We start from the raw sequence: 17456 nt of genomic DNA on the forward strand, positions 1-17456 counted from the left end.
GCGGGGAGGGCTCGCGGCCGGTGGCCGGCGAGCGCCGTCGGGAGGCGGGGAAGTCTCGCGGGCGGTGACTGGGGAGCGCTGTCGGGAGGCGGGGAAGTCTCGCGCGGGCAGTGACTGGGGAGCGCGTTCGGTGGGGCGGAAAGACTCGCAGGCAGTTGCCGGGATCAGCGCGCTCAGGTTGGCCCGGTTGGCCGGGGACCGGCAGACCTCGCGCTCGCAGCCCTTGCACCCGCAGGGCCTCGCGCCCGCAAGGGAATTCCGGCGCGCTCAGCTCGAACTGCCTGCCGCATCACGAGTTCGGCTCTCTAGCAGAGGAAAAGCCTTGGCATTCCGGAAAAACCCCTGCGCATACGAAGCGGCGGGCCACCCGGAATTTCTCCGGTGCGGCCCGCCGCCTCCCCCTTGCATCCGTCTGCTCGGCGCACCCGGGGTGTGAGGTATCGGGTGTGTCGGCCAGAAGCAGACGGGATGATCACCGCTGTCAGCCGGCCGCGCGAGTGACCACCGCGTTGCCCGTTCCGGTGCGGGCGCGGACTTTCAGCGCGACCGCGCCCTCCGGCGGCGTGTCCGAGACGTCCAGCTCGCTCGAAACCCGTCCGGCCGCCGACGCCAGTTCGACTTCCGCTCGGACTCCGTTCCGGATGCCGACTCGCACCTCTCCCGAGCCGGTGATCAGTTCGAGCGATCCGGACGCCGCGTCGGCCACCGAGAGGTCGCCGCTGCCGGTGCGGGCCATCACGTCGCCTTCGACCGCGCCCAGCCAGACGTTTCCGGTGCCGGTGCCGAGCGTCGCCGGTCCGGCGATCGACGCCGCCTCGACCGAACCGCTGCCGCTTCGCAGTTGCAGCCCGGCCAGGGTTGGGCCGAGTCTCACGGCTCCCGTTCCGGTCCGGATGGTGGCCGCGCCGTCCGCGCGTTCCAGCGACACTTCGCCGGACCCGGTGAGGATGTCCGCGCGGCCCGCGGCGCCGGTCACCTTGACGTCCGCCGATCCCGCGCGCACTTCGAGATGCGACCCGGCCGGTGCGTGGACCGTCACCGACACCGGCACATTCCGCAGCTGCCACGCCTTCGCGGCCCGCACGACGACCCGGTTGCCGGTCTTCTCGATCCGCGCCTGCCGCACCGCGTCGGCGACCGAGAACTCCGGCATGCCGCCGAACTGGTCCCCGAACTTCTCGCCGACCCACGACAGCAGGCTGCTGACGCCGTTCACCCACGACGGCTGCTCGCCCGCGTCGTGCTGCAGCCGCACGGTCACCCCGGACTCCCGCCCGAGCACGACCTCGACCCGCCCGATCGTGACGCCCAGGTCCAGCTCGACCGGACCGTCCGCCTCGAAGTCCTGCAGCCGCACGTACGGGCCCGGTTCCGCGGAATCCGAGCCACTGCCTTCCGAAGCGGACTCAGAGCTGGCAGACGCAGCCCCGGCCGCGCGCGAAGCGGTTCCAGCAGCCTCGGAAACAGACTCGGACCGGCTGCCCGCATCGCTCGCCGCGGCTTCCCCCGCCGCAGTTCCCTCGGACGCGGACTCTGCCCCCGCAGAGGTTCCGCCTGCCGCGGTTTCCGCTGCGGCTCCGCTCGGTGCAGCCCCAGTCCCCGCATCCGCGGACGTTCCGTCTGCCGCGGTTCCCGCCGCAGCCCCGGTTCCGCTCGACGCGGACTCGGCTCCGCCCGCTGCCGCAGCCCCCGAGGCGGTCCCGCTCGACGCGGACTCGGCTCCGCCCGCTGCCGCAGCCCCCGAGGCGGTCCCGCTCGACGCGGACTCGGCTCCGCCCGCTGCCGCAGCCCCCGCAGAGGTTCCGCTCGCCGAAGTCCCGCCTGCCGCAGCCCCAGCATCGCCCCCGGCGCCGGACCCAGCCGCGCTTCCGAAGCCGGGTTCCCCAACCCGGCCTTCGGTGTTCTTCCCCTGGTCTTCCCGGTTCTCGCCCATGGTGGTGCCCCCTTCTAGCCTTCGACCCAGCCGTGCAGCTTGGTCTCGGTGCGGCCCCCGCCACTGTCGCTGTCCTGCCAGCGCTGGTGCCGTTGCTGGTGCTGCTGCGCCTGGCCGAGCGCCCCCTGCACGGCCTGCGCCACGAACGTGTTCAGCGAAACTCCCTGCGCGGCCGCCGCCTGTTCGGCCTGGCCCTTGATCTGCTCGACCAATCGCAGGGTGATCCGCGAGATGTCGCCGCCGTCGATCGGAGGCGCGGGAGGCGGCGGCGGGGGAGGTGCGGAAGAAGAACGCTCCTCGCCGCCGGTCACGACCACGCGCACGTCCCGGCCGTCGAGGCGGACGTCCACGACCTGGCCGGGCAGGGCAGCGGTCACCTCGGCCGCGAGGTCGGCCAGCGCGTTCATCAGCGTGAGCCGGACAGCCGGCTCCAGAGCAGACGACAGCAGTGCGGCCGCCCGCCGGGTCTGCTCGTCCCCGGCGGAGGCCGTGTTCGCGAGGTCTTCGCGAAGGTTCGCGATATACGGCGTCAAGTCCATGACACCACTATGGCGTCACCGGTGACGTCACGTCAAGGTGCAGTGATGTCACCGGTGCTGCCGGGTTAGGCTGGCGAAGCCGACATGAGGGGAGCGAGACCGGTGCCGCCCAAGGTGCAGCTGATCGCGAAAACCGAGTTCTTCCCGCCCGAGGACGTGCCCTGGTCCACCGACGCCGACGGAGGCGAAGCGCTCGCCGAGTTCGCCGGTCGCGCCTGCTACCAATCCTGGGAGAAGCCGAATCCGGCGACCGCGACCAACGCGGGCTACCTCGAGCACGTCATCGACGTCGGCCACCTGGCCGTGCTGGAGCACGGGTCGGTCACCTTCTACCTGTCCGGGATCTCCCGCTCGCTCACTCACGAGCTGATCCGGCACCGGCATTTCTCCTACTCCCAGCTGTCGCGGCGCTACGTTCCCGAGAGCGACGCCGAGTTCGTCGAGCCGGACGTCATCGCCGAAGACCCGGTGCTGCACGAGAAATTCGTCAAGGCCACCCAGGCCAGCGCCGCCGCGTACGACGAGTTGCTCGCCGGGCTGGAGGAGAAGTTCGCGGACACGCCGAGTGCCACTTTGCGTCGCAAGCAGGCGCGCCAGGCGGCCCGCGCCGTGTTGCCGAACGCCACCGAAACCCGCATCGTCGTCACCGGGAATTACCGCGCGTGGCGGCACTTCATCGCGATGCGCGCGACCGAACACGCGGACGTCGAGATCCGTTCGCTGGCCATCGAATGCCTGCGGCAGCTGCACAAGGCGGCGGCCAACGTGTTCGCCGATTTCACGATTTCGACCCTGCCCGACGGCACCGAGATCGCCTCGAGCCCGAAAGTGCTGGAAGGCTGACAACGCACTGATGAAACACCTGACGATCGACCTCCGCCCCGGCTCCTACTCGGTCGTGCGGCTGCCCGTCGGCGCCTCCGTGCCCGCCGAGCTGCTGGAACCCGGCGAGCCCGCGCTCGTGTCGGTGACCCGCACGCCCGACGAGCTGTCGGTGATCTGCCCGACCGGCCGCGAACCCGAGGGCGGCACCGTCGAGGACGGCTGGCGGCTGTTCACCGTCCGCGGCCCGCTGGCCTTCACCCTCACCGGCATCATTTCCGCGCTCGCGTCCGAGCTGGCGGCGGCGGGCGTCGCGCTGTTCTCGCTGTCCACTTTCGACACCGACCACATCCTGGTGCGCTCGGACGACCTCGACCGCGCTGTGGCCGCCTTCCGCGAGGCTGGCCACGAAGTGCTCCTGCCCGCCTGACAAAGGTCCGTGAAGGGCTCCTTGAGGGAATCTGATTCCCCCAAGGAGCCCTTCACGGACCGTCGGCGCGGCGTGGCGCAGCACACCCTTGCCCCGCAAAGTTCGGCGTGCCTAAACTTTGAGTTGGGGCGACCGATATCAGGGAGTGGGCGCACATGGCGGTGGCGGAAGCGGCACGTCCGCGCGGCGTGGCCCGGCTGCGGGCCGGATGGGCGCTGCTCGGGCCCGCGTTCGTCGCCGCGATCGCCTACGTCGACCCGGGCAACGTCGCGGCCAACGTCAGCGCCGGTGCGCGCTACGGCTACCTGCTGGTGTGGGTGATCGTCGCGGCGAACCTGATGGCCGTCCTCGTGCAGTACCTGTCGGCGAAGTTCGGTCTCGTCACCGGCCAGTCGCTGCCCGAAGCACTGCGCGACCGGCTGTCCAGCCGCGCGCGGATCGCGTACTGGGCGCAGGCCGAGATCGTCGCGATCGCCACCGACCTGGCCGAGGTCGTCGGCGGCGCGATCGCGCTCAACCTCCTTTTCGGACTCCCGCTGGTCGCGGGCGGGCTGATCACCGGGCTCGTGTCGCTGGTGCTGCTCGCGGTGCAGGACCGCGGCGGCCAGCGTCCGTTCGAACGCGTCGTGACCGGCCTGCTGGTGGTGATCGCGGTCGGGTTCCTGGCGAGCCTGTTCATCGAACCGCCGTCGGCCGCCGGGATCGCGCACGGCCTGGTGCCGCGGTTCAGCGGCGGCGACAGCGTCCTGATCGCGGCCGCGATGCTCGGCGCGACGGTCATGCCGCACGCGGTGTACCTCCACTCCGGACTGGTCCGCGACCGGCACGGCAAACCGGAACCCGCGCGTCGCCGGCGGCTGCTGCGAGCCACCCGTTACGACGTCGGGTTCGCGATGCTGCTCGCCGGCGCGGTGAACCTCGGCATGCTGCTCGTCGCGGCGACGAATCTCCAAGGCCAGCAAGGCGTCGACACCATCGAAGGCGCGCACGGGGCAGTCGCCGCGGCGCTCGGACCGGGCGTCGCGCTGCTGTTCGCGATCGGGCTGCTCGCGTCCGGGCTGGCGTCGACCTCGGTGGGTGCGTACGCGGGCGCGATGATCATGCAAGGCTTGCTGCGCAAGAGGATTCCGATCGTGGCGCGCCGGCTCGCCACGCTCACTCCGGCGATCGTCGTGCTGGCGCTGGGCGCCGATCCGAGCGCGGCGCTGGTCGTGTCGCAGGTGGTGCTGTCGTTCGGCATCCCGTTCGCGCTCGTGCCGCTGATCCGGCTCACCGCCGACCGCGGGCTGATGGGCGCGGACGCCAACCGCCGGACGACCACGGTGCTCGCCTCGGTCGTCGCGGCGGTGATCATCCTGCTCAACGTCGTGCTGATCGTGCTCACCTTCGGCGGCTGAAGACAGTCCTAACCGGACGGAACCGGCAGGGCTGCCGGACGGTCCGACTAGCATCTGCGCGAAGCCGACCGAGGAGCCCGACCCCGTGACCGACGAACAGACCCGCCCGCACGACCCGAACCGCACGGCCCCCGCCGGCCGCGTGGTGGCCGGCCGCTACCTGCTGCTCGGCGAACTGGGCCGCGGCGGCATGGGCATCGTGTGGCGCGCGCAGGACCAGGTGATCGGTCGGCAGGTCGCGATCAAGGAACTGCGGCTCCCTGAAGCTGAAGGTGCCGCGGTGTTTTCCGAGCGGATCCTGCGCGAGGTGCGGGCAGGCGGACGGCTCAACGACCCGGCCGTCGTCACGGTGTACGACGTGGTCACCGACCAGGGCACCACCTGGATCGTGATGGAGCTGGTCGAAGCGCCCACCCTCGCCGACTTGGTGCGGTCGCACGGCCCGATGCCCGAGCAGCAGGCCGCGATGATCGGGGAGCGGGTGCTGTCCGCGCTGCAGGCCGCGCACGCCGCCGGGATCGTGCACCGCGACGTCAAACCGGCCAACATCATGGTCGCGCCGGACGGCCGGGTGAAGCTCACCGACTTCGGCATCGCGCACGCCATCGACGACCCGCGGCTCACCACGAGCGGGATGATCGTCGGCTCGCCCGCGTTCATGGCCCCGGAACGGGTCGAGGGCCGCGAGGCGATGGCCGAATCGGACCTGTGGTCGCTCGGCGCGACGCTGTACTTCGCGGTCGAGGGCATCGTCGCGTTCGAACGGCCCACCACAGCCGCCACGCTGCACGCGATCATGACCGAAGTGCCGTACCTGACCCGAGTGCAGGGGCCGCTCGGCGCGGTCATCCTCGGCCTCCTGGTGGCGAATCCGGAAGCCCGGCTCACCGCGACGCAGGCCCGGGCGCAGCTCGCGCACGCCACCGGTCCGACGCAGCGCCCGGCGACCGCCGTGCTGCCGCGGCAGGAAACCCGGGTGGGCGGGCAGCCGACCCGGATGGCCGCGAAGCCGGAGGGCAAGAGCCGTCGCGGCCTGTGGGCGGGCGCGATCGCGGTGCTGGTGGTCGCGGCGCTGGCCGGCGGGTTCTTCCTGGGCAAACCGGTGTGGTCGCCGGAGAAGGACGCGCAGCAGGCCGAGACCGTCAGCTACGGCCCGGACGGCTATCTCAAGACCCAGATCTCCTCGTACCAGATCTGCTACAACGCCGTGGTCCAGCCGGGCGTCGTGATCAGCTCGGACAACAACGTCGACTGCAAGAAGAACCACACGCTCGAGGTCTACGACGTCGCCGACCCGCTGCCGCTGGAGAGCTGGAGCGACAGCGACGCGGTCGTCGCCCCGTATCCCGGGCTGGAGGACATCAGCCGGGCGGCCGAGGCGCGCTGCGCGGCCGCGTTCCACTCCGCGGTGGTGCCGCAGCAGCAGCGCGCGGGCCTTTCGTACCGGGCGATCGTGCCGACCCAGCAGGCGTGGCAGGTGCAGCCGGACAACGACAGCAGCAGCGGCCCGAACCGCAAGATCTACTGTGTCCTGTCGCGCACCAGCAACGACCAGATCCCGGCGCAGATCACCGCCAAGGTCAAGTAGCCGCGCGAGAAGTTCCGCCGGGAGCGGCGCGGCGGCGGAAATTCTCCGAAGTTCCCGGTGGCACACCAGGTCGAGGCCTGGTTCGGCGGCCTGAGGAGGTACCGTCGGGGCCATGTCCACCTCACCTGCCGCCGCGCCCGGACGTCCGTTCGGCCGCGTGCTCACCGCGATGGCGACCCCCTTCGACCGAGCCGGGGCGCTGGACGTGAAGCGGGCCCAGGAACTGGCCGAGTACCTCGTGGACCTCGGCAACGACGGCCTCGTCGTCAACGGCACCACCGGCGAGAGCCCGACCACGACCGACCAGGAGAAGGCCGCGCTGATCCGCGCCGTCGTCGAGGCGGTCGGCGACCGCGCGACCGTCGTCGCGGGGGCGGGCACCAACAACACCGCGCACAGCATCGAGCAGGCCCAGTCCGCCGCCGAAGCGGGCGCGCACGGACTGCTCGTGGTCACGCCGTACTACTCGCGGCCGAGCCAGGCCGGGCTGTTCGCGCACTTCACCACGGTCGCGGACGCCACCGAGCTGCCGGTCATGCTCTACGACATCCCGCCGCGCTCGATCGTGCCCATCGAGGTCGACACGCTGCAGCGGCTGGCCGAGAACCCGCGCATCGTCGCGGTGAAGGACGCGAAGGGCGACCTGATCGCCGGCTCCGAGGTCATCGCGAACACCCACCTCGCCTACTACTCCGGCGACGACGGCCTGAACCTGCCGTGGCTGTCGGTCGGCGCGGTCGGCGTGGTCAGCGTGATCGGGCACGTCGTGGCGGGCCGGATCCGCGCGATGATCGAGGCCTACGAGGCGGGCGACACGTCCACCGCGCGCACGAACCACCGCGCGATGCTGCCGGTGCTGCGGGCGATGTCGCGCGTCGGCGGCGTCGCGTTCAGCAAGGCCTCGCTGCGCCTGCGCGGGTTCGACATCGGCGAGCCGCGGCTGCCGATCGTGGCCCCGTTCGACGACCAGCTGGAACAGATCGCGGCCGATCTCGCCCAGGGCGGCGTGCCGCTGGAGGACAGCGCGGCCTCGGACTGGCATGGTGCACGGGTGGCACAAGCAGATTCGCAGGCGGCCTACACCGCCCCCACCTCGCACACCAGCGTTGGGACAATGCCCCGGTGACCTCACTTCCCGCCGGACCCGGCCCGACGCACCTCCCGCCCGCACTTCCCGAGGGAGCCCTGCGCGTCGTCGCGCTCGGCGGCATCGGCGAGGTCGGGCGCAACATGACCGTCTTCGAATACGACGGCAGGCTCCTGATCGTCGACTGCGGCGTCCTCTTCCCCGAGGACGACCAGCCGGGCGTCGACCTGATCCTGCCGGACTTCCGCGCGATCGAGGACCGGCTCGACGACATCGACGGCCTCGTGCTCACCCACGGGCACGAGGACCACATCGGCGCCGTCCCGTTCCTGCTCCGGCTGCGCCCGGACGTGCCGATCTACGGTTCGCGGTTCACCAACGCGCTGCTCGCGGCCAAGGCCAAGGAGCACCGCCAGCGGCCGAAGCTGATCGAGGTCCGCGAGGGGGAGCGGCGCAAGGTCGGCGCGTTCGACCTCGAGTTCTTCGCGGTGAACCACTCGATCCCGGACGCGCTCGCGGTCGCCATCCGCACGCCGGCCGGCGTCGTGCTGCACACCGGCGACATCAAGCTCGACCAGCTGCCGCTCGACGGGCGGCTCACCGACCTCGCGGGCTTCTCGCGCCTGGGCGACGAGGGCGTGGACCTGTTCTGCGTCGACTCCACCAACGCCGAGGTGCCCGGGTTCGTCATGCCCGAGCGCGACATCGGCCCGGTGGTCGACGACGTGATCCGCAAGGTCGACCAGCGCGTCATCGTCGCCTGCTTCGCCAGCCACGTGCACCGCGTGCAGCAGGTGCTGGACGCCGCTGTCCGGCACGGCCGCCGCGTGGCGTTCGTGGGCCGGTCGATGGTCCGGAACATGGGCATCGCGGCCGAACTGGGCCTGCTGAACGTGCCGGACGGCCTGCTCGTGGACCTGGACCAGGCCAGCAACCTGCCGGAGAGCAAGGTGCTGTTCGTGTCGACAGGCTCGCAGGGCGAGCCGCTGTCCGCGCTGTCGCGGATGGCGCGCGGCGAGCACCGGCAGATCTCGATCCGCGCGGGCGACACCGTCGTGCTGGCCAGCTCGATGATCCCCGGCAACGAGACTGCGGTGTTCGGCGTCGTCAACGGACTGACCCGGCTCGGCGCGAACGTCGTGCACCAGGGCAACGCGAAGGTGCACGTGTCCGGCCACGCGTCCGCGGGCGAGCTGCTCTACCTGTACAACGCGGTCCGGCCGAGCAACGTGATGCCGGTGCACGGCGAGTGGAAACACTTGCGCGCCAACGGAGAGCTGGCCATCCGCACCGGCGTCGCCCCGGACAACGTGGTGATCGCCGAGGACGGCGTGGTCGTGGACCTCGTCGACGGCAAGGCCTCGCGCACCGGCCGCGTCGAGGTCGGGCACGTGTACGTGGACGGGCTGTCCGTCGGCGACGTCGGCGAGTCGACCCTGTCCGACCGGCTCGTGCTCGGCGAGGGCGGGTTCATCGCGATCACCATGGCGGTCGACTCGAACACCGGCCGCGCGGTGAGCAGCCCGACGGTCTCCGGCCGCGGCTTCTCCGACGACCCGAAGGCGCTCGACGCCGTCGTGCCGCTCGTGGAGATGGAGCTGGCGCGGACGGAAGCCGAGGGCATCACCGACACCCACCGCATCGCGCAGGCGGTGCGCCGGGTCGTCGGCCGGTGGGTCGCCGACACCTACCGCAGGCGGCCGATGATCGTGCCGACGGTCATCCCGGTCTGAGTCAGCTCCGAATCAGCGCCGCGCGCCCGCCAGCAGCAACGCCATCATGACGATCGCTGCCTGGCGGGCGAGCGCGTTGCGCGCTCTGCGTTGTTCAGCTCTGCTCGGTCGGTTGTCCATGAGATCCCCCAGGTATGTCGTGCGGCTCGCTCCAGTGTGGCGGGCCCGCGGATAGGACACATCCCGCCCGAGGTTGGTTCCCGTCTCCGCCCGCAGGGGGAGTCAGGCCACCGCGGCGGTCTGTCTTTGGACCAGGTACGCGCCGCCGAGCAGCAGTGCGGCGCCGACCGCTTGCGGCCAGGCGAGGGCTTCGCCGAGCAGCGCCCACGCGAACGCCGCCGCCGCGACGGGCTCGAGCAGCCCGACGACGCTCGCCACCGAAGCGGGCAGGTGGCGCAACGCGGAGATCCCCGCGACGTAAGGGATCGCCGTCGACAGCACCACCAGGCAGATCAACAGCAGCCACAGCGGGGGAGTCCACGGTCCGAACGGGACGGTCTGGCCCGCCATGCTCAGCGGCAGCGTCCACGGCGGAGCGGTGACGCTCACGAGCACGCCGCCGATCACCATGCCCCAGGTGACCAGCCCGAGCGGCTCGCGGTCGGCGACCGCGCGCTCGCCGAGCAGGAAGTACCCGGCCGAACAGAGCGCCGCACCGCACCCGGCCAGCACGCCGATCGCGTCGAGCCGCAGCCCTTGCCACACCTGCGCGACCAGCGCGAGCCCGATCACCGCCACCGCCATCCCGAACCACAACATGCGCGGCAGCCGCTTCCGCCGCACCACGCGCACCCACAACGCGATCAGCACCGGCGACAGGAACTCCAGCAGGATCGCGATGCCGACCGGGATCCGTTCCGCGGCAATGAAATACAGCAGTTGCGTGCCGGCGACGCCGAGCGCGCCGTACGCCAGCAGCATCGGCCATTCCCCGCGCCGGACCCGCAGCGTGTGCGGGGCGAAGAGCGCGGTGCCGATCAGCAGCAGGACTCCCGCCGTCCCGATCCGCAGCACCGCCACCTGTTCCGGCGTCATGCCCGCTTCCATCACCGGTTTGGCGAGCGTTCCGGACGTGCTGAAGAAGACCGCGGCGAGCAGCACGAGCGAAAGGCCGCGGCCCCGGTGGATCACCCGGGGTCGTTCCAGGACAGGGAGTTCGGTGGTCACGCGCGGGACACTACGGAGCGGAACGAGCGGGCGAAACTGAGTTATTCCCCGGTTTTCAGACCTGTCGCGACGTGTGTCGTGATCGTTGCCAGCCGTCGCCCCTGAATCCGCAGTGCCTGCAGTGCGGTGTCGTCTGGTGCCGCGGATTTGCGCGAGACGAACGAGCCGCCGTACGGGTTGCCGGACTCCATCAGGTGCGGTTCGGCGTAGCCGAGGGGGACGACGATCGCGCCCCAGTGGTAGAAGATGTTGTTGATTGCCAGCACGGTCGCTTCGAGGCCGCCGTGCGCGGTGGACGCCGACGTGAACGACGTCGCCACCTTGTCGGCCAGCTTCCCTTGCGCCCACAGGCCGCCCGTGGTGTCCACAAAGGACTTCAGCTGCGCGGCGGGCCCGCCGAACCGGGTCGGGCTGCCGAGCGCGAGCCCGTCCGCCCACTCGAGATCGGCCAACGAGGCGAGCTCGTGGTGCGGCCCGTCGTCGACCCAGGCCTGCCACCGCCGATTGCTCGCCACCGCTTCCGGCGGCGCGGTCTCGGCCACGGTGCGGACGCGTACCTCCGCCCCGGCTTCGCCCGCCCCTTCCGCGAGCGCGCCGGCGAGGGCGGCGGTGTTGCCGGTGGCGCTGTAGTAGACAACCAGAATGCGGGTGCTCACACTTCGCGACCCTAGCCGGGCCGGCTGGGGTGTCCCACGATCCGGACTCAGCGCTGCGGCTTCCAGGGACTGACCGTGTCGGTCGGCCGGGTCGGGTCGTGGAAGCGCGGACGAATGGGTTCGTGGCGGCGCAAGGGGATCATGCCGTCGGTGATGGCCTGCATGATTTTGGCGTGCGCGCGAACGCCCGCGCCCGGCCGCTCCGGCTCGACGTCGGACAGGTCGACCGGGGTCCCGAAATGCACCTTGAACCGAGGCCGCCGCAACGGCGCGCTCAACCCGGATTTCGCCAGCGGAAGCAGATCCGCGGGCCCGTTCACGGTCTCGGTGCCCCAGTACACGGCCTCGTGCGCGCCCCACTGGCTGATCGGAATCACCGGCACGCCCGCCGCGAGCGCGAGCCGGGCCGCCCCCGTCTTGCCGCGCTCCGGCCACAGTCCGGGGTCGTGGCTGATCCGCCCCTCCGGATAAACGACGATCGGCTCGCGCGTGGTCCGCAACGCCTCGGCGGCTTCAGCGAACTGCCCGATCGCGGTCGCCGCCTTGGCCCGGTCCACGCGCAAATGCCCGCTGACTTTGAGCGCCGGGCCGATCACCGGAGCGTCGAGAATCCCGCCGGCGAGCATGAAGCGGGGATTGATGCCGATCCGCTTGCAGGCCGCCATGAGCACGAAGGCGTCGAACACGCCGATGTGATTGGCCGCCATGAGCAGCGGTTTGCCCCGGAGCTCCCGCGGGACCGACCCGGTGACCGTGAGCCGCCCGACGAGGTTCACCAGCCCCCGGTCGATGTTGAGCATCGTCCGCCAGATCGCGGGGGCACGGCGCGGAGCCTCGTCCTGTTGCAGCGCGAACATGGGCAAAGCATTTCACGGGCGAGTCCACCTGGGACAACGCGGTTCTCGGTGAGGTGGGGCCAGGGGTGCTTCTGGGGGTATTGCCGCAGTTCAGGGCGTGCCTGTCGCCGCTTCTGGCCGCCATTGTCCGTCCGCTGCGATCCCTGGCCTGGACGCCGTCAAGCGGGCGGTCATCCGCGGGCGCCGCCCCTCGCCGTCGCCGCCCGCGGATGCCCTGTCCCCGCCGCCGAACTCGCCTCCGGGACCGGCGCGATTCCCGCCTTAGCCGCAGCCCACGAAAGCGTTGATGACGATGTTTCCGGGGTCCAGCGGCCGGGTCACCCACGCGCCGACGTCGTCCCACGCCCCACGATCCTGATAAAGCACACGGAACGAATTTCCGTGAGCTTTCGCCATATAGTAATAGTCGTGCATGGGATGATCCGCACAATCGAGCAAGTTGTACCATTGGCCGTTGCTCTTCAATCGAAGGCAAGCCCGGCCGTAATCGCACACCGGACTGAAATACCCGCCGCTCGCGGGCGTCTTCGGTGCGGCCTGTACCGGGAGTGTGCACAACCCGAGCATGGACACCGCCATGGCCGCGCAGGCAGCAGATTTCGCTAAAGAAGTCCTCATTCCGGGCAATTTCCTTCCCTGGGAGTGAACGTTAGGCAGTGCGCTGGAAGCCGGCCAGCCGTGCGTTGCCGCTTCTGGCGCTCGCTTTCGCGGCTGACAAACACACGCTAGATCGGTGCGGTCGCCGCGGTCTTGAACAAATGCACGGTCTTTCGCCCGGCGTCGCCGGTGGCTACCCTGGCTCCGGGACTGCTGCGCTGTTCTGCGAGGGGGAACGTGGACAGATGGGTGGGAAACCTGTCGCGTCGCGAGGGCGAGGCGTGCTCAGGTCAGAGTGTCACCGGACGCCCTGATCCGCGGCTGGCGGCGTATGTCTTCGGATACGCCGGATCACGCTATGACGGCGCCACGCCGGTCGTGCGGCGCATCGCTCCCATCGACGGCGTCAAGCTGATCCTCGACTTCGAGCACCTGCAGCGCCGGATGATCACGACGAGCGGCAGCCGGGGAAGGCGCGAGCCGCCGTCCCCGGTCGTCGGCATCCACAGCGGTCCGCTGGTGTTCGAGCAGACCGGGCCCGACCACGGCATGGTCGTCGGGCTGACCCCGCTCGGCGCGCAGGCCCTGTTCGGCGCTCCGCTCAGCGAACTGCCCGCCTACGCCGGCCTCACCGACTTGCTCGGCACCCGGGCGGCCCGCCTTCTCGACCAGCTGGCGTACACCCCGAGCTGGCCCGGCCGTTTCGCGCTGCTCGACCAGAGACTGCGCGACTGGCTGAACCCCGACCTGCGCTTGGCGGTGCCCGTCCAAGCCGCCTGGGATCTCCTCAAGACGACCCACGGGCAGGTGACGGTCACCGATTTGGCCGACCGCGTCGGCTGGAGCCGCTCCCATCTCGAAGCGCGGTTCCGCACCCAGATCGGCCTGCCGCCCAAGGCGTTCGCCCGGATCGCCCGGTTCCACCGCGCGCTGCACCTGCTCCACCTGCCCAGGCCGCACCGCACGACGGAGATCGCCGCCGCCTGCGGCTACGCCGACCAACCTCACCTGAACCGCGAGTTCCGCGCGCTCACCGGCTGCGCTCCCACCCGGTTCCTCGCTCTTCCCCATCAGGAGACCTGATCCGCAGGCATCGGCCGCCGGTTGTCCCAGGTCAGGAAGCCGCTGCCGGTCGCGACTCGGTGGATTCCGCGTAACCGGAGTCCAACCAGCGAGTGCAGCCCCCGATGGTCGCCCCGTCGTCCTCGACATTCCGGATCTGCAGCAACATCCCGGTCTCCGGATCGAACACCAGTTGCCGCGTACTGGCGAACGCCGAATCCGGAACGCTCACGACCACTCCCGGCAGATCCACGTCTTCCACAACCAGCCCCGGCCGCTCGGCCAGCCACAGCAGCAACAACCGCTGCAACCGCGGCGGCACCACCTGCACCAGCCAAACCGTGGTGAAAGCCTTGGCCGCTCCAGCAGGACTCATCCGGCGACTCAGCGCGGCAGTCACCGACGACAGATCCGTCGCGACCAGAAAGTCCCCCATCAGCCCGCCGGGCGGGAAATAGCCGCTGGGCCGGACGACCGCGCTGCCCTGCGTAATCAGCAACCGTCCGGATCCATCCGGGGCGACCCAGTCCTCGCGGTCGAAGAACTCAGTGCTGGCCGACAGAACCTGCCCGGCGGTAGTCCGGTCGGTGTGCTGATGCCACCCGGACGTCCTGCGGTAGTGGTATCGCCCAGTACCGCGAGGAACAGGAGCGGAAGCGGTCCGGTCGGCAAGCGCGCGCACGACCTCGGCGGGGCTCGGCATCAAGAGACCTCGGCTTCCCGGGGAACGGCGAGGGACACCGTCGATGCTTCCACAAGATCCACTGTGATCTGGAGGCGATTGTTTCGGGTGCGCTGCGAGTGGCACATGTGACTATCGGTCCGCGCCCGTTACCGTGGAGGCATGGCTGGGTCGGCGACGAGGAAGCGGAGCACGGCGGGAAGCGGCGGGAAGGCACCGGCGCGTAGTTCGCGTACTCCGGCGAAGTCTCGGACGGCTGCCTCGAGCAGGACGTCCAAAGGCTCGGCCAGGGGCAGGAGCAGCTCCCGGCCGCGGACGTCGAGCGCCCGGCGCCCAGCTCCCCGGCGCAAGAACGGCGCGCTCGGGCGCGGAGTGCGCAGTACCTGGAACCTCGCCGCCAAGGGGATCGGTTCGCTGGCCCGCACAGTCGGGCGCACGCGGGAACTCGAAGCGGAACACCGTCGTGACGGGCTGGCTCTCGGGCTGATCGCGCTGGCGATCGTCGCGGCGGTCGGCGTCTGGTGGCGCGCGGCCGGGCCGATCGGGGCGGGCGTCGAGGTCGCCACCCGGACGGTGCTGGGCGCGGGGGCGGTGACGCTTCCGCTGGTGCTGCTCGTGGTCGCCGTCGCGTTGATGCGGTCCGAGCCGCAGCCGGAGACCCGGCCGCGGATGGTCATCGGCACGGTGCTGGTGGTGTTGTCCGTGCTCGGGATGCTGCACATCTTCACCGCGCTCCCGGACACCAACGACGGCCGCATGTACGCGGGCGGCATTCTCGGCGCGTTCTCCGGCGGGTTGCTGACCAAGGGCGTCACCACGTGGGTCGCGGTGCCGCTGCTGATTCTCGCGCTGCTGTTCGGCGTGCTCGTGTTCACCGGCACGCCGGTCCGCGACATCCCGCACCGCCTGCGCACCTGGGGCCTCGACGAGCAGGAACTGGCCGAGTACGAGGGCGGCCAGCACGAAGACGAGCACGACACCGAAGAACCCGAGCCCGAGCCGAAGGCCGTCCGGCTGCGGAAGCCGTCGCGGCGGCGTCAGGCCAGCGCCGACAAGGACGGCGAGCAGCTCGACATCGACGCCGCGCTCGCCGAGCCGGCCACGCCGATCCGGCCGCCGAAGCCGGTCGCGCCGCCCGCCGAGGTGCCGGAGAAGAAGCAGAAGAAGGCTCCGGAACCCGCGCTGTCGGTCACCCGCACCGTCGAGGGCGACTACGCGCTCCCTCCGCCGGACCTGCTGAAGCTCGGCGACGCGCCGAAGACCCGCAGCAAGGCCAACGACCAGATGATCGAGGCGATCAGCGGCGTCCTCGACCAGTTCAACGTCGACGCGCAGGTCACCGGCTTCACCCGCGGCCCGACGGTCACCCGCTACGAGGTCGAGCTCGGCCCGGGCGTGAAGGTCGAGAAGATCACCGCGCTGACCAAGAACATCGCCTACGCGGTGGCCACCGACAACGTCCGGCTGCTCGCGCCGATCCCGGGCAAGTCCGCGGTCGGCATCGAGGTGCCGAACTCCGACCGCGAGATGGTGCGGCTCGGCGACGTGCTGCGCGCGCCGTCCACGGTCAAGGACAACCACCCGATGCTGGTCGGCCTCGGCAAGGACATCGAGGGCGAGTTCGTCACCGCGAACCTCACGAAGATGCCGCACTTGCTGGTGGCCGGTTCGACTGGTTCCGGCAAGTCCAGCTTCGTGAACTCGATGCTGGTGTCGCTGCTGGCCCGCTCGACGCCCGCCGAATGCCGGATGATCCTGATCGACCCGAAGATGGTCGAGCTGACGCCGTACGAGGGCATCCCGCACCTGATCACGCCCATCATCACGCAGCCGAAGAAGGCCGCCGCCGCGCTGGCCTGGCTCGTCGAGGAGATGGAACAGCGCTACCAGGACATGCAGGCCAACCGGGTCCGCCACATCGACGACTTCAACTCCAAGGTGCGCTCCGGCGACATCACCGCGCCGCCGGGCAGCGAACGCGAGTACCAGCCGTACCCGTACATCATGGCGATCGTCGACGAGCTCGCCGACCTGATGATGACCGCCCCGCGCGACGTCGAGGACGCGATCGTCCGGATCACCCAGAAGGCCCGTGCCGCGGGCATCCACCTGGTGCTCGCGACGCAGCGGCCGTCGGTCGACGTCGTCACCGGCCTGATCAAGACGAACGTGCCCTCGCGGCTCGCGTTCGCCACCTCGTCGCTCACCGACTCGCGGGTCATCCTCGACCAGCCGGGCGCGGAGAAGCTGATCGGCATGGGCGACGCGCTCTACCTGCCGATGGGAGCCGGGAAACCGGTCCGTATCCAGGGCGCGTTCGTCGGCGACGAAGAAATCGCCGCGGTCGTCAACTTCGCCAAGGAACAGGCGCAGCCCGACTACAACGAGGGCGTCACCAGCGCCAAGGCGGGCGAGAAGAAGGAAATCGACCCGGACATCGGCGACGACCTCGACGTCCTGCTGCAGGCCGCCGAGCTGATCGTCACGTCGCAGTTCGGGTCCACCTCGATGCTGCAGCGCAAGCTCCGCGTCGGGTTCGCCAAGGCCGGACGCCTGATGGACCTGCTGGAGAGCCGCGGCATCGTCGGCCCGTCGGAGGGTTCGAAGGCCCGCGACGTGCTGATCAAGCCGGAGGAACTGGAGTCGGTGCTGTTCATGATCCGCGGCGGTTCCGACGCGGGCGGGTCGCCCGCCAGCGGCGAAGAAGAAGACTTCTGAGCCGCGCGTGCCAGGAACTTGAGCCGCGACCCCGGCCCGCTAAACCGTCCACAAAGGACGCCAAATACGTCGAAATGCCCTATTTGTCACCATGTGGCCGGGTCTTGAAGTCCGTGAGGGGAACCCTGAGGGAATCTGATTCCCTCAGGGTTCCCCTCACGGACCACTACCGGCTTCCGCTCCCGGGC

General features: G+C 70.5%; 15 protein-coding genes. 8 read left to right on the plus strand and 7 right to left on the minus strand.

The features are described from left to right. Positions 1-481 precede the first annotated feature (481 nt). Together ABZX37_RS34745 and ABZX37_RS34750 are read right to left on the minus strand one after the other, a co-directional pair. Entirely contained in the window at positions 482-1357 is an 876-nt protein-coding gene (locus ABZX37_RS34745) for a DUF4097 family beta strand repeat-containing protein (protein WP_354746838.1), read from the minus strand. A 590-nt stretch (positions 1358-1947) separates the two neighbouring features. Then, a complete protein-coding gene (locus ABZX37_RS34750; RefSeq protein ID WP_354746840.1) occupies positions 1948-2472 on the minus strand; it encodes a toxin-antitoxin system HicB family antitoxin in 525 nt (174 codons plus the stop codon). A gap of 84 nt (positions 2473-2556) precedes the next feature. Here ABZX37_RS34750 and thyX point away from each other — a divergent pair, with 84 nt between their 5' ends. The 6 genes from thyX to ABZX37_RS34780 all read left to right on the plus strand — a co-directional run bounded on the left by thyX (position 2557) and on the right by ABZX37_RS34780 (position 9529). Continuing rightward, positions 2557-3315, plus strand: coding sequence for an FAD-dependent thymidylate synthase (gene thyX, locus ABZX37_RS34755; protein WP_354746842.1), 759 nt, complete (start codon positions 2557-2559; stop codon positions 3313-3315). Between the two features lie 10 nt (positions 3316-3325). Beyond that, the gene (locus tag ABZX37_RS34760; RefSeq protein WP_354746844.1) at positions 3326-3724 is read left to right on the plus strand and encodes an ACT domain-containing protein; all 399 of its coding nucleotides are present in this window, start codon (positions 3326-3328) and stop codon (positions 3722-3724) included. A 155-nt stretch (positions 3725-3879) separates the two neighbouring features. After that, positions 3880-5121 carry an Nramp family divalent metal transporter gene (locus ABZX37_RS34765; RefSeq protein WP_354746845.1) on the plus strand — a complete coding sequence of 414 codons (1242 nt, stop codon included), beginning with the start codon at positions 3880-3882 and terminating at the stop codon, positions 5119-5121. A gap of 85 nt (positions 5122-5206) precedes the next feature. Then, a complete protein-coding gene (locus ABZX37_RS34770) occupies positions 5207-6709 on the plus strand; it encodes a serine/threonine-protein kinase (protein WP_354746847.1) in 1503 nt (500 codons plus the stop codon). Positions 6710-6821: 112 nt separating this feature from the next. Next, the gene (gene dapA / locus ABZX37_RS34775; protein ID WP_354746849.1) at positions 6822-7835 is read left to right on the plus strand and encodes a 4-hydroxy-tetrahydrodipicolinate synthase; all 1014 of its coding nucleotides are present in this window, start codon (positions 6822-6824) and stop codon (positions 7833-7835) included. Next, on the plus strand, positions 7832-9529 hold the full coding sequence (locus ABZX37_RS34780) for a ribonuclease J (protein WP_354746851.1): 1698 nt from the start codon (positions 7832-7834) through the stop codon (positions 9527-9529). Before dapA ends, ABZX37_RS34780 begins: the two co-directional genes overlap by 4 nt. A gap of 222 nt (positions 9530-9751) precedes the next feature. Here the strand turns inward: ABZX37_RS34780 and ABZX37_RS34785 are convergent, their stop codons facing one another. The 4 genes from ABZX37_RS34785 to ABZX37_RS34800 form a co-directional block, all read right to left on the minus strand. After that, positions 9752-10696, minus strand: a complete 945-nt coding sequence (locus ABZX37_RS34785; RefSeq protein WP_354746853.1) for an EamA family transporter — start codon at positions 10694-10696, stop codon at positions 9752-9754. A 41-nt stretch (positions 10697-10737) separates the two neighbouring features. After that, a complete protein-coding gene (gene wrbA / locus ABZX37_RS34790) occupies positions 10738-11352 on the minus strand; it encodes an NAD(P)H:quinone oxidoreductase (RefSeq protein ID WP_354746855.1) in 615 nt (204 codons plus the stop codon). A gap of 47 nt (positions 11353-11399) precedes the next feature. Beyond that, complete coding sequence (locus ABZX37_RS34795) at positions 11400-12209, minus strand: lysophospholipid acyltransferase family protein (protein WP_354746857.1); 810 nt, start codon at positions 12207-12209, stop codon at positions 11400-11402. A gap of 261 nt (positions 12210-12470) precedes the next feature. Next, on the minus strand, positions 12471-12827 hold the full coding sequence (locus ABZX37_RS34800; protein WP_354746859.1) for a hypothetical protein: 357 nt from the start codon (positions 12825-12827) through the stop codon (positions 12471-12473). A 216-nt stretch (positions 12828-13043) separates the two neighbouring features. Between ABZX37_RS34800 and ABZX37_RS34805 the strand changes: the two genes are divergently transcribed. After that, positions 13044-13889: a helix-turn-helix domain-containing protein gene (locus ABZX37_RS34805; RefSeq protein WP_354746861.1), complete on the plus strand. Its 846-nt coding sequence runs from the start codon at positions 13044-13046 to the stop codon at positions 13887-13889. 31 nt (positions 13890-13920) lie between these two features. Here ABZX37_RS34805 and ABZX37_RS34810 read toward each other — a convergent pair whose 3' ends face one another. Further along, on the minus strand, positions 13921-14571 hold the full coding sequence (locus ABZX37_RS34810) for a hypothetical protein (RefSeq protein ID WP_354746863.1): 651 nt from the start codon (positions 14569-14571) through the stop codon (positions 13921-13923). Between the two features lie 141 nt (positions 14572-14712). Between ABZX37_RS34810 and ABZX37_RS34815 the strand changes: the two genes are divergently transcribed. Next, on the plus strand, positions 14713-17268 hold the full coding sequence (locus ABZX37_RS34815; RefSeq protein WP_354746865.1) for a DNA translocase FtsK: 2556 nt from the start codon (positions 14713-14715) through the stop codon (positions 17266-17268). Positions 17269-17456 lie beyond the last annotated feature (188 nt).

The organism is Amycolatopsis sp. NPDC004079 (assembly GCF_040610415.1).
Classification (GTDB): domain Bacteria; phylum Actinomycetota; class Actinomycetes; order Mycobacteriales; family Pseudonocardiaceae; genus Amycolatopsis; species Amycolatopsis halotolerans.

Excerpts from the sequence above, each read along its gene's own strand:
- ABZX37_RS34750 (WP_354746840.1), bottom strand. The coding sequence starts at position 2,472 with ATGGACTTGACGCCGTATATCGCGAACCTTCGCGAAGACCTCGCGAAC.
- thyX (WP_354746842.1), top strand. The coding sequence starts at position 2,557 with ATGAGGGGAGCGAGACCGGTGCCGCCCAAGGTGCAGCTGATCGCGAAA.
- ABZX37_RS34760 (WP_354746844.1), top strand. The coding sequence starts at position 3,326 with ATGAAACACCTGACGATCGACCTCCGCCCCGGCTCCTACTCGGTCGTG.
- ABZX37_RS34765 (WP_354746845.1), top strand. The coding sequence starts at position 3,880 with ATGGCGGTGGCGGAAGCGGCACGTCCGCGCGGCGTGGCCCGGCTGCGG.
- dapA (WP_354746849.1), top strand. The coding sequence starts at position 6,822 with ATGTCCACCTCACCTGCCGCCGCGCCCGGACGTCCGTTCGGCCGCGTG.
- ABZX37_RS34795 (WP_354746857.1), bottom strand. The coding sequence starts at position 12,209 with ATGTTCGCGCTGCAACAGGACGAGGCTCCGCGCCGTGCCCCCGCGATC.
- ABZX37_RS34800 (WP_354746859.1), bottom strand. The coding sequence starts at position 12,827 with ATGAGGACTTCTTTAGCGAAATCTGCTGCCTGCGCGGCCATGGCGGTG.
- ABZX37_RS34810 (WP_354746863.1), bottom strand. The coding sequence starts at position 14,571 with ATGCCGAGCCCCGCCGAGGTCGTGCGCGCGCTTGCCGACCGGACCGCT.
- ABZX37_RS34815 (WP_354746865.1), top strand. The coding sequence starts at position 14,713 with ATGGCTGGGTCGGCGACGAGGAAGCGGAGCACGGCGGGAAGCGGCGGG.